The following is an 11,149-nucleotide window of genomic DNA, read 5'->3' as shown; positions in this document are numbered from 1 at the left end:
ACCGTTAACGGTAAAACAACTGAAGAAATACGTGACAGGGTTTCTTTCGAATACCTGACTCCACTGTTCCCGGAAGAGAAGATAAGACTTAGCTCTCCAAAGAGACCTGACCATTACTCAGCCAGAATTCTCGACTTGTTTGCTCCAATTGGAAAAGGACAGCGTGGAATGATTGTGGCACAGCCAAAGACTGGTAAGACAGTGCTCCTTAAGCAAATTGCCAACGCCATTACTGAGAACCATCCTGAAATTTACCTGATCATACTCCTTATTGACGAACGTCCTGAAGAAGTAACCGACATGGCTCGCAGTGTGCATGCTGAGGTTATTTCATCAACTTTTGACGAGCAGGCCGACCGTCACGTGAAGGTGGCGAGCATTGTTCTTGAGAAGGCTAAGAGAATGGTGGAATGCGGACACGACGTTGTTATTCTTCTTGACTCGATCACACGTTTGGCCAGGGCCTACAACACAGTAGTTCCTTCGTCAGGCAAAATACTTTCCGGTGGTGTGGATGCTAATGCGCTGCATAAGCCTAAGAGGTTCTTCGGTGCTGCCAGAAATGTTGAGCACGGCGGTTCATTGACCATTATTGCCACCGCACTGATTGAGACAGGCTCTAAAATGGACGAGGTTATCTTCGAAGAATTCAAAGGTACTGGTAACATGGAACTGCAACTGGATCGTAAGCTATCCAATAAGCGTGTGTACCCTGCTATTGACGTGCCAGCATCCGGAACTCGTCGTGAAGACCTGCTCATGGAAAAAGACGAGCTATCAAAGGTTTGGATATTGAGAAAATACATGTCTGACATGACTTCTCAGGAGGCGATGGAATTCCTTCTTGACAAAATGAAGGGGACTCAGAACAACGCCGAGTTCCTGATCTCGATGAACGGATAAATAATAGAGACTTATCAATTGAAAGAGCGGCCTGCAACCGCTCTTTTTTTTGTGCCGTTCTAAATCTAAACCTGACCGACTACCTTCCTTCAACCCACTCTTTCAGGTACTGGTAGCGGCTGGTCAGCTTTCCGTCTTCGGTGATAGTGGCATCCTGGACGATTCTAAACTCATCGTTGCTGAACAGGTGAGGCAATACATTCTTCACCAGCATGTTCCCGAAGTCCATAGAGGCATCTCTGGGGAGCTCACAGGGCAAATTATCGACAGCCATCATCGAAATATTCCCCTCTTCGCTAAACTCAGGCATTATTTCATCTTGTGTAGGGTCGTAGTCGTACACTGGTTCATCTATTGTCGATGGCCTTTTTGTTGAAGGGATCGATCCTTCAATATCGCAGGTAATGTCGGCTATCACACGCAGGCAAAAATCATTTTTGGTGGCATCTTCCCTTGTGAAAAGTGTTGGCGCCTTTGGTTCCCAAAAAGCAGCAGCGATGAGTATTTCAGCTACTTTGGCATATTTCAGAAAATCGGAATGAAAGTTGTCAGCATGGGAGTAGAACTCACCACGGTTGAATTCTTTGCCTTCATTGTGTGCATTGTAATCTCTCGAATTTAGCTGAGCAAATACTGGAAAATCGAAGGATTGTGTTAGCAGGGCGGCAGGTGTCACTTTTCTGACATTCATGCCCACCAGCACCTCCATGGCTCCTTTGGCTACCCGGCCACCACCCGTTACCACCATTTTTATAGGGGGCAGTTTTACCTTAGCAAACTCGGTTTTTAAGTCTTCCAGATCAAAGCACTCATGCGCCCGCCTCAAATGGTATAGGTTGTATCTTTTTCCGTAAGTCCAAATAGCATTGTAGGCACCCACTATCCCCGCCCATCGGCCAAAAGCGATAACCCGCTGGCCATTTTCGTCTGTTAGGGTTTCGTAGTCCACCATTTTGATTTTCTTTTCCAACAGTGCCTTTAGCAGTGGTTTGTTGTATTCCTGTTTTTTGATGGTGTGGGAAAAGAAGAAGTAGGTTTTACCGGGGATGAGTTGTGCCATGGGGACTTCTTTGACCCCAAATATGATGTCGCACATATCCATAGAATCGACCATTTTGAGGCCCTTCTCCTCATACGCAGCATCCGGGAAGCAACGCACATCACTTCTTTGCACCAGGACTTCTACATTTGGGAACTTCGCCTGTATTTCAAGTGCCTGATCGGGAGTTATAGGGACTCTTTTGTCGACAGGAACTTTTCCCTCTTTGATTATGCCTACCTTTATCTTCATCATTGAATTGGGAGTTGTATTCTTGACCCAATATTACTAAGATGCAAAGACAAGCATAATCATATGGAAGGATTAATTTTGGTGAGCCTGTTCTGGGTGCTTTACTTTTCCCTCCATAGCTTTCTGGCAGCGGATTTTGTAAAACGCAGGTTTAACAGGCAATGGTTTCGGTTGTTTTACAATACTGTCGCCCTGCTGTTGCTGTTGGCTATCGTGTTCTACATGGCTACTGTCGACTCTCCATTTGTGTTTGATAAGACGCCAGTTACCGACTTTTTTGCTTTTTCACTGGCGGCCTATGGTGTCATTATCATCAGGCTTTCTTTTCGTCAATTTTCTCTCTTCGCTTTTCTTGGTGTGAAAAAGGAGGTGGAGGACGTTGAGTTTAAATCGGGAGGTATTCTTGAAAGGGTCAGGCACCCGATTTACACAGGCACTATATTGCTTTGCCTGGGTTTTCTGCTCTACATTCCTAAAATGATCAATCTGGTGACGGTCGTGTGGGTTTTCGCCTACTTGCCAATTGGCATTTGGCTGGAAGAGAAGAAACTGATAAAAAAATATGGCAGAGCCTATGAAGAATATCGCTCCAGAGTCCCTGCCGTCTTCCCTAAGTTGTTTTAGTTCTATGATTCCAGGAGGCTTCCAAGAATGGAGCTGCCCTCCTTACCACTGTTTTTACCATATGGCGCCAGCACCTGAATCAGTTTTCTGATAGGCATCGACTGCAGCCACACCTTTCCGGTGCCTCTCAATGTAGCCAGAAAAAGGCCTTCTCCACCAAAAAGCATGGATTTTAATCCTCCCGAGCTCTGCACATCAAAGTCAAGCGTATGCTCAAAGGCCACTACGCAGCCGGTATCGATCCGTAGCGTTTCGTTGTTCAGCTGTTTTTCTATCACGGTGCCACCGGCGTGCACAAATGCTTTGCCATCTCCCTGAAGCTTTTGAAGAATGAAGCCCTCGCCGCCAACAAGTCCGGAGCCAATCTTTTTGTTGAAGGTGATCGACACTTTTGTGCCGAGTGCGGCGCACAGAAACCCATCCTTCTGCACAATCAGCTGGTTGCCCTGCTGGGTAGCCAGGTCAATGGGAATAATGGTGCCGGGGTAGGGCGCAGAAAAGGCCACTTTCTTTTTACCGACGCCATGGTTAGTGAAATGGGTCATAAAAACAGACTCGCCGGTAAGTGCCCGGGCACCGGCCGAAAGCAATTTGCCCAGGAAACCCTGGTCGGGCTCTGAGCCGTCTCCCATTTTGGTTTCGAAGATGATGCCGTCTTCCATGTAAAGCATGGCCCCGGCTTCGGCGATGACAGTTTCTCGTGGATCAAGCTCTACTTCAACGGTTTGAATGCTTTCACCAAAAATCTTGTAATCAATTTCGTGTGATCGTATCGCCATGACTAGTCTTCGTCTTTGCTTGTTTTCTTTTTTATTTCTTCGATATCTTCCCTGTCACGTAGTTTCTTGTCATCTACGTTTTTATTGAGAAACTCGTTGATCTTATCAATTTGAAGGTTGGAGGAGATTTCCCCAAACGTATCTATGCTTATTTCGAAGCCACTAAGGTCTTTGGCTACTTTAGGCTTCTTTTTTTCGGTTTCTTTCTTGCTCATGCTTGTGTGCTTTGTCCTCCTAATATAACGATAGCTGAGTCAATTCGTTTAGCAGTTTCTTTGGCGCCAAGTATTTCTATGATGGCCATGAGGTCGGGCCCGCCGCCTTGTCCGGTAATTGACAACCTTAGTGGCTGCATATATTTGCCCATTTTCAACTCTTTGGCAACAAAGAAATTTTCTATCGTGTCATGAGCAGTGGTGGCCGTAACCGAATCTTCAAGTTGGGAAATACGTTTCGATAAGTCGTGAAGAACCGCTGCCACGTCTGGGTTCCACTTCTTTTCAACAACTTGCTGGTCGTAGGCGGTTGGAGCTTCAAAAAAGAACCTGCCCTGTTCCCATAGTTCCTGTGGAAAAGAGACTCTCTCTCTTAGCACTTCACAAATCCTGATTGTGTTTTCTGAGGATGCCTTTAAACCGGCTTTTTCCAGGTCTTTTTCCAAATAAACAGCCAGCTCCTCTGCTGATTTGCTTTTTATATAATGCTGGTTGAACCAGTTGGCCTTGTCGATGTCGAATTTGGCTCCGGCCTTGCTTATGCGCTCAATGGAGAACTCCTGGATAAGTTCTTCCATGCTGAATATTTCCTTTTCGGTGCCAGGGCTCCAGCCCAACAAAGCCAGAAAGTTAATCATTGTTTCCGGCAGGTAGCCTTTTTCCCTAAACCCCTGAGAAAGCTCTCCCGACACCGGGTCTGTCCAGTTGAGTGGAAAAATAGGGAAGCCAGCTTTGTCGGCGTCCCTCTTGCTCAGTTTGCCGTTGCCGTCTGGTTTCAGAAGCAGAGGCAGGTGAGCAAACTGCGGCATGGTGTCTTCCCACCCAAAGTACCTGTACATCAGCACATGTAGGGGTGCCGAGGGCAGCCATTCTTCGCCTCTGATTACATGAGTAATCTTCATGAGGTGATCGTCGACGATATTGGCCAGGTGGTAGGTAGGCATGCCGTCCGACTTCAGCAATATTTTATCATCCAGCACAGACGAATGCACAACAACCCAACCTCTTATGAGGTCATGAAACCGAATGTCTTCTTTGCGAGGCACCATCAAACGAACTACATACGGATCTCCATTGGCAAGCCTCGCCTTCACCTCAGCTTCCGGTAGGGTGAGGGAGTTCTGCATCGTGTTGCGGGTCACGGCGTTGTACTGCTGATTGGCTACCTTGGCAGCTTTCAGCTTCTCCCGCATAGCGTCGAGCTCCTCCGAAGTATCAAAAGCGTAGTAGGCCTTGCCTTCATCAATCAACTGCTGAGCATATTGAGCGTAAATATCTTTTCTTTCAGACTGCTTGTAGGGGGTGTGGGGTCCTCCGCTCAACGGGCCTTCGTCAATTTCTATACCCACCCATTTCAGTGATTCAAGGATATAGGCTTCTGCACCGGCAACATATCTCGATTGGTCGGTGTCTTCAATGCGTAAAAGCATGGTGCCATTGTTCTTTCTGGCGAAGAGATAGTTGTAAAGAGCGGTTCTTACACCTCCAATGTGGAGGGCTCCCGTGGGGCTTGGAGCAAAACGAACCCTGACTTCTGAATTATTCATGTTAGCTTATCGAGTACTTTGTGAAGTGCTTTTTGTGTTTGTTTCAAATGGACGTCAAAGTTAGCCAATGCTATCAGATAATTGGCAACGCAGCCCGTCAAAGAAAGACAACCGTAAAGGTAATTGTTGGCGGGCCCAAGAAATATGAGGGTGAGTAGAAATGTGAGCAGACACCAGAAAGCCAGGAAGAAACGAGTGCTGGGAAACAGCCGGTACTTTATCTGAATGAGGGAGCCGGAAGAAGTCTGGTCAACGATGCCTTCTGCCAATGGGATAAAATTTTGAGGCTTCGCTACGTTAACTGACACTCGGAACGAGCCTTCGTAGACAAGACCCGTAAATGCGAAGCCTTTTCCGGCGCTGGCCTCCGACTTGGTCTCCACTTTTAAAAGAGCGATGATGCTGGCGGCTTTGGCCGATGAAACAATGGTCTCTCTTTCAAAAGGGATTAACCTCATGCATCAACGCCAGCAATAAGAGAAATTTCAACGAGAGCGTCTTTTGGTAGCCTTGCCACTTCAACGGTTTCACGAGCCGGGGGCTCACTCTTGAAATAGCCTCCATAAATCTCATTGACCACGGGAAAGTCGTTCATGTCTTTGATAAAGATGGAACACTTTAGCACCTCTGCAAAGGAAAGACCCTCTTCCAAAAGGATAGCTTTAAGGTTTTCCATGACCAATTTGGTTTGCGACTTAATATCACCCGACTCAAACTGACCCGTTGCAGGGTTGATAGCCACTTGACCTGATACCAGCACAAGGTTGCCGTATCTTACAGCCTGGCTGTAAGGCCCGATAGGGGCAGGAGCATTTTTAGTGTATACTATTTTCTTCATGCTTATTCAACAGTTACTGACTTGGCAAGGTTTCGTGGCTGATCTACATTACATCCTCTCATCACCGCAATGTGATACGAAAGCAATTGAAGAGGAATAACCGACACCAATGGCATAAGTGCTTCGGAAGTGTGGGGAACCTCAATCACAAAGTCTGCTATTTGGTTGATGGTTTCTTCTCCTTCGGTAACAATAGCAATTACTTTTCCTTTTCGTGCCTTCACTTCTTGAATGTTGGACACTACTTTTTCGTAGGAAGAATCCCTGGTGGCAATAAACACCACGGGCATTTCCTCGTCAATCAAGGCAATAGGGCCGTGTTTCATTTCCGCTGCAGGATACCCTTCCGCATGGATGTAGGAAATTTCCTTCAATTTAAGCGCCCCTTCAAGGGCCACAGGGAAATTGTAGCCCCGGCCCAAATAAATGAAGTTTCTGGCATCTTTGAAACGTGCCGATATTTCTTTGATTTGATCGTTAACGTCCAGCGCTTTTTTGATCTTTGCTGGTATGCTTTCAAGCTCCACGAGTAACTCGTGGTATTTGCTCTCCGTAATGGTGCCTTTGCGATGAGCTATCCGCAAAGCCATCATAATAAGAACAGTCAGCTGAGCAGTGAAGGCTTTGGTGCTAGCAACACCAATTTCCGGGCCGGCATGCAGATAGGCTCCCTCGTGAGTTATTCTCGAAATGGAAGACCCTACGGCGTTAACCACTCCAAGAATAATGGCTCCTTTGGATTTGGCCAATTCAAGGGCGGCTAGTGTATCGGCTGTTTCACCAGACTGCGAGATAGCAATCACAATATCCCCTTCGTTAATGATCGGGTTCCTGTAACGGAATTCTGACGCATACTCAACCTCTACCGGGATGCGGCAAAAATCTTCAATAATGTATTCAGCAACGAGCCCTGCGTGCCACGAAGTGCCGCAAGCCACAATCACTATTCTTTGGGCATTAGTGAGTGCATTAGCATACTCATGAATACCTCCCAGCACCAGTTTGCCTTCGTTGGCCTTTAAACGGCCCCTCATACAGTCGGCGATGCTGTTGGGCTGTTCAAATATCTCCTTAAGCATGAAATGCTCATATCCACCTTTTTCGATGGCCTCAAGATTGAGGTCAAGCTCATGCACCTGAGGAGTTTGTTCTACATCCTCAAGACTCTTTATTGTCATTTGATTGCCACTGATGACAGCCATTTCTTCGTCCTTCAAATACACCACCTTCTTGGTGTATTCTACGATCGGTGTTGCATCAGAGGCAAGGAAGAAAGAGCCATCATCCTCTTTAATACCAATAACAAGGGGGCTGCCCTTTCTGGCCGCAATAAGTGTGTCGGGGTTGTCTTTGGCGATTACTACAATAGCGTAGGCACCTACCACTCTGGTCAGAGCAAGCCTTACGCCTTCCTCGAGAGAGCAATCTTCAGACGTAATAATATAGTCGATAAAAGACGCCAGCACTTCTGTGTCAGTCTGGCTCTCAAATGTGTATCCCTTTTTTTGAAGCTCTGTTTTTATTGCTGCGTAATTTTCAATAATGCCGTTGTGCACTAGTGAAAGTCTGCCATTGTGCGACCTGTGGGGGTGGGCATTGATATCACTGGGCTCACCATGAGTGGCCCAGCGAGTGTGGCCGATGCCAACGCCAGATTTGGGGCTTTTACCGTCAATGAGGTTTTCAAGCTCTTTGACCTTGCCTTGTTTCTTGTATATCTTGATATCAGAGACGGAATTGTCGTATAAGGCAACTCCTGCACTGTCGTAACCTCTGTATTCAAGTCTTTTAAGGCCCTTAATGAGAATTGGCAATGCTTGCTCTTTTCCCTTGTAGGCAACTATTCCACACATAGCTTATTGTAATCTCGTATAATAAATTTTTAGCTGGATGCTGTCTTTAGGCACAATGAATCTGCTCAAGCTCGTTACATCATTGCTGCCAGGATAAATGATCAGGTCGTTGGTATTAAATATGCTGTCACGTAACCCCTGAAAGAAAAAAGTCGGCGTTCCGCTGTACGACCTTGAGGCTGAGTCGTATAATGGGAGCAGGGCACGAGGCGAACTGGGATTGCCGTAGCTGACATCGGTCAGGACAACATGATTGGCGATTCTGGAAGCCAGTCCAATATTTGCCCCAATTATTTTATTCGTACTATCAGCAAATATATACATAAAGCTATTTGGTGGCATGATTCGATAGTCTACCGAAGTCAATTCATCAATAGCACCGAGCCTTATCTCAGCACGGTTGACGATAATATTTCCCAAAGAATCCACAAACTTTCTGAACGGTCTGAGAGAAAGCTTCGTGTAAATGCCTGTTCCTCCCTGAAGATACATATCGCCTGAAGGAGGAATAAACTCATCACTTCTCTTTATGAGTGTCTCCAGTTCGGTGCCAGCCCTGTCCGCAATTATGCCGTTGTATCTTGTGGCGTTAAAGTTCAGTGTATAAACCAATGAATCTGCGCCGTCAGGTACGTGGTAGTGAACATTCACTTTAGAGTTCTCGGGGTGGAATCCAAAAATGAGGGTATTGTCTTTCCCTGGAATCAGAGCGAATCCTTTTATCTCATTTTCCAACTCCGAAACTGTTGTTCCGTTTCTAACGATGCTAAAAAAGCTACTGGCCCATGCGGGAGTTGCCTTAATTCTTATTACCGTGTCTTTTGTCGGAGAATAAAAGAATTTTTTAGCCGCCACCGGCGTGCGTGACAGGTAGTTGGTAGAATCATCCGAATAGTAGCTAATCCCGGAATAAAGCGTGTCCGACAGCTGATACACGTTAATGGTTTGAAACGTGCTACCGTATTCGCCATAAATATAACTCAACTCAAAATCAAACATGATTGAGTCAAGAACACCCTTGTCGTTGATAGCAACAAGCTCGCCGTTTCTCGTTACCTGAGAAAAAGACTTGGCGGTAATGTCTCCAAAGAATGGGTCTTTAAACCTCCCAACGAGCAACCTTGAGTCGTTGGTGGTATTTAGACTATCAAAAAGAATAACAGAAGATGGAAGAGTAAATACCTCTTCGTAAACACCTACATTATTTTCGTTTGGATTAAGCTCCAACCCTACTTCACTTGGGCTTTCACACCCAAAAAGCATTAGGGCTGCTCCAAAGAGCAACCCTGATGCAGTCCTACCCTGCAAGTTCATTATATAGATTGTAGTGTCTGTCTAAAAAGTTTTCGTCATTTTCAATAACGTTGAATTTCTTTTCTTTGGATAACTCGTTGGTTAAATTATTCAGGCTCTCACTTTCTTCTTCTTCTGCTCTGATAACAGCGTCCGAGTATTCGATACCCATCTTAATAAAACCTTCGTAATCTGCTGACTTAAGCGGATTCAACATACTGTCCTCGATATCAATCATTTTCACCTTTTCAAGCAGGTTATCACCAAACTTGAAAGAGAAAGCGTTATCGTATATCGTCAAGACACACTTAGCCGTCTGAAAGATGGGATCGTTCTTGTAAGTAGTTTTTACATACAACGGAATCAGGCTTGTCATCCAGTCGTTGCAGTGGATAATGTCTGGCGCCCAACCCAATTTCTTAACGGTTTCGAGCACACCCTTGCAGAAGAAAATAGCTCTTTCATCATTATCGCTATAGAATTTATCTTCTTTATCGTGAAACACAGACTTTCTGTGGAAGTAATCTTCATTATCGATGAAGTATACCTGTAATTTAGCGTTAGGGATAGAAGCAACCTTAATAACAAGAGGCTTTTCCTCATCTCCCACGGCAATGTTAATGCCGGACAATCTTACTACTTCATGCAGTCTGTTTTTTCGCTCGTTGATCAACCCAAAACGTGGAACAAGAATTCTGATCTCCATGCCTCTTTCCTGCATCGCCTGCGGCAGTCTTCTTACGAATTCTGCTACCTGAGTTGTCTGGAGAAAGGGATTGATTTCGCTGGCTACGTATAGAATGCGAAGTTTTGCCATAAGAGTATTGATTTATATTTGACGGAACAAAACGAGGCACAAAAGTACAAAAAAATAACGTGCTTTCCATACATATTCCCTTTTATAACTTAGTTTTGCTGCCCTTTAGCTCACTCATAATCAGTGCTGTGGAGATAGTAACATCCCCCGTAGAATGTCGAAAAAAGATACTTTCTCTAACCTTGGAGGGGAAAAATATAGGGTTTGTTCCAACTATGGGGGCACTGCATCAGGGGCACCTTGAACTCGTCAGACGGGCAAGGTTGGTCTGCGATGTGGTGGTAGTTAGCATCTTCGTAAATAGAACTCAGTTTAATAACAAAGAGGACTTCGAAAAATACCCGAAGACCTTCGATAACGACGTTGCGAAATTGAGACTGTCAGGCTGCGATATCGTTTTTGCTCCCACAGATAGTGATATGTACCCTGGCACTCCTGAAGTGAAAATAACTTTCCCTCGCTTCCAAAAATCGATGGAGGGGCACTACCGCCCGGGTCATTTTGAGGGGGTCGCTCTTATCGTTTCGAAGCTGCTGCATGCGGTGCCTGCCCAAAAGGCTTTTTTCGGCAGAAAGGATTGGCAACAGGTGCTTATTATCAAACAGCTGGTCAAAGATCTTCACTTCGACACAGAAATTATTTCGGTGCCAACAGTGAGAGAGCCAGATGGATTGGCTATGTCTTCCCGGAATCAACGTTTGAGCGAGACGGAACGATCATTGGCTGTGATTTTCAGTAAAAGCCTGTATATGGCAAAGGAAAAACTTCTGGGGGGAGATAGTATTGAGGAAACGGTTTCTTCAGTCAGGCAAGCATTTGATCGCATGCCGGAGGTAAGACTGGAATACTTTGAAATAGGGAATCGTGAAACTTTAGAGCCTGTACAAACTGTTGAAAGCAATACGCCCGTTTCGCTATTCATCGCAGGGTATGTGGGCGACGTTCGATTGATTGATAATATCTTCCTTCAGGAAGAAACTGAATAAGAA

General features: G+C 45.6%; 12 protein-coding genes. 3 read left to right on the top strand and 9 right to left on the bottom strand.

Going from position 1 to position 11,149, the window contains the following annotated elements; all coding sequences use genetic code 11:
• Positions 1–903, top strand: a 903-nt coding sequence (gene rho, locus AAC052_RS25725) for a transcription termination factor Rho (protein WP_339816031.1), incomplete at its 5' end; no start/stop codon positions are given.
• Positions 904–982: 79 nt separating this feature from the next.
• Here the strand turns inward: rho and AAC052_RS25720 are convergent.
• Positions 983–2,197, bottom strand: a complete 1,215-nt coding sequence (locus AAC052_RS25720) for an NAD(P)-dependent oxidoreductase (RefSeq protein WP_317489425.1) — start codon at positions 2,195–2,197, stop codon at positions 983–985.
• 60 nt (positions 2,198–2,257) lie between these two features.
• Here AAC052_RS25720 and AAC052_RS25715 point away from each other — a divergent pair, with 60 nt between their 5' ends.
• Positions 2,258–2,818: an isoprenylcysteine carboxylmethyltransferase family protein gene (locus AAC052_RS25715; protein WP_317489426.1), complete on the top strand. Its 561-nt coding sequence runs from the start codon at positions 2,258–2,260 to the stop codon at positions 2,816–2,818.
• A 2-nt stretch (positions 2,819–2,820) separates the two neighbouring features.
• Here the strand turns inward: AAC052_RS25715 and AAC052_RS25710 are convergent, their stop codons facing one another.
• From AAC052_RS25710 to AAC052_RS25675, 8 genes are read right to left on the bottom strand one after another with little or no spacing between them, the layout of a single operon-like run.
• Positions 2,821–3,591, bottom strand: coding sequence for a TIGR00266 family protein (locus tag AAC052_RS25710; RefSeq protein WP_317492391.1), 771 nt, complete (start codon positions 3,589–3,591; stop codon positions 2,821–2,823).
• An 8-nt stretch (positions 3,592–3,599) separates the two neighbouring features.
• Entirely contained in the window at positions 3,600–3,812 is a 213-nt protein-coding gene (locus AAC052_RS25705) for a hypothetical protein (RefSeq protein WP_317489427.1), read from the bottom strand.
• Positions 3,809–5,359, bottom strand: a complete 1,551-nt coding sequence (gene gltX, locus AAC052_RS25700) for a glutamate--tRNA ligase (RefSeq protein WP_339816030.1) — start codon at positions 5,357–5,359, stop codon at positions 3,809–3,811. The genes AAC052_RS25705 and gltX overlap by 4 nt, the downstream gene beginning before the upstream one ends.
• The gene (locus AAC052_RS25695; RefSeq protein WP_339816029.1) at positions 5,356–5,817 is read right to left on the bottom strand and encodes a hypothetical protein; all 462 of its coding nucleotides are present in this window, start codon (positions 5,815–5,817) and stop codon (positions 5,356–5,358) included. The genes gltX and AAC052_RS25695 overlap by 4 nt, the downstream gene beginning before the upstream one ends.
• Positions 5,814–6,197: a RidA family protein gene (locus AAC052_RS25690; RefSeq protein WP_339816028.1), complete on the bottom strand. Its 384-nt coding sequence runs from the start codon at positions 6,195–6,197 to the stop codon at positions 5,814–5,816. The genes AAC052_RS25695 and AAC052_RS25690 overlap by 4 nt, the downstream gene beginning before the upstream one ends.
• 2 nt (positions 6,198–6,199) lie before the next feature.
• A complete protein-coding gene (gene glmS / locus AAC052_RS25685) occupies positions 6,200–8,050 on the bottom strand; it encodes a glutamine--fructose-6-phosphate transaminase (isomerizing) (RefSeq protein ID WP_317489431.1) in 1,851 nt (616 codons plus the stop codon).
• Between the two features lie 3 nt (positions 8,051–8,053).
• Entirely contained in the window at positions 8,054–9,364 is a 1,311-nt protein-coding gene (locus AAC052_RS25680; RefSeq protein WP_339816027.1) for a DUF4270 family protein, read from the bottom strand.
• A complete protein-coding gene (locus AAC052_RS25675) occupies positions 9,348–10,160 on the bottom strand; it encodes a glycogen/starch synthase (RefSeq protein WP_151996255.1) in 813 nt (270 codons plus the stop codon). The genes AAC052_RS25680 and AAC052_RS25675 overlap by 17 nt, the downstream gene beginning before the upstream one ends.
• Positions 10,161–10,219: 59 nt before the next feature.
• On the opposite strand from AAC052_RS25675, the gene panC reads away from it, so the two are divergent.
• A complete protein-coding gene (gene panC / locus AAC052_RS25670) occupies positions 10,220–11,146 on the top strand; it encodes a pantoate--beta-alanine ligase (protein WP_339816026.1) in 927 nt (308 codons plus the stop codon).
• Positions 11,147–11,149 lie beyond the last annotated feature (3 nt).

Origin of the sequence: uncultured Imperialibacter sp., assembly GCF_963974565.1 — a bacterium.
GTDB lineage: Bacteria > Bacteroidota > Bacteroidia > Cytophagales > Cyclobacteriaceae > Imperialibacter > Imperialibacter roseus.
The sequence above is the reverse complement of the archived record's forward strand: the minus strand, read 5'-3'. Positions and strand labels throughout refer to the sequence as shown.

Bases quoted from the DNA above. Each gene is read 5' to 3' on its own strand.
- AAC052_RS25720 (WP_317489425.1), bottom strand. From the start codon at position 2,197: ATGATGAAGATAAAGGTAGGCATAATCAAAGAGGGAAAAGTTCCTGTC.
- AAC052_RS25690 (WP_339816028.1), bottom strand. From the start codon at position 6,197: ATGAAGAAAATAGTATACACTAAAAATGCTCCTGCCCCTATCGGGCCT.
- AAC052_RS25695 (WP_339816029.1), bottom strand. From the start codon at position 5,817: ATGAGGTTAATCCCTTTTGAAAGAGAGACCATTGTTTCATCGGCCAAA.
- AAC052_RS25675 (WP_151996255.1), bottom strand. From the start codon at position 10,160: ATGGCAAAACTTCGCATTCTATACGTAGCCAGCGAAATCAATCCCTTT.
- AAC052_RS25715 (WP_317489426.1), top strand. From the start codon at position 2,258: ATGGAAGGATTAATTTTGGTGAGCCTGTTCTGGGTGCTTTACTTTTCC.
- AAC052_RS25705 (WP_317489427.1), bottom strand. From the start codon at position 3,812: ATGAGCAAGAAAGAAACCGAAAAAAAGAAGCCTAAAGTAGCCAAAGAC.
- gltX (WP_339816030.1), bottom strand. From the start codon at position 5,359: ATGAATAATTCAGAAGTCAGGGTTCGTTTTGCTCCAAGCCCCACGGGA.
- glmS (WP_317489431.1), bottom strand. From the start codon at position 8,050: ATGTGTGGAATAGTTGCCTACAAGGGAAAAGAGCAAGCATTGCCAATT.
- AAC052_RS25680 (WP_339816027.1), bottom strand. From the start codon at position 9,364: ATGAACTTGCAGGGTAGGACTGCATCAGGGTTGCTCTTTGGAGCAGCC.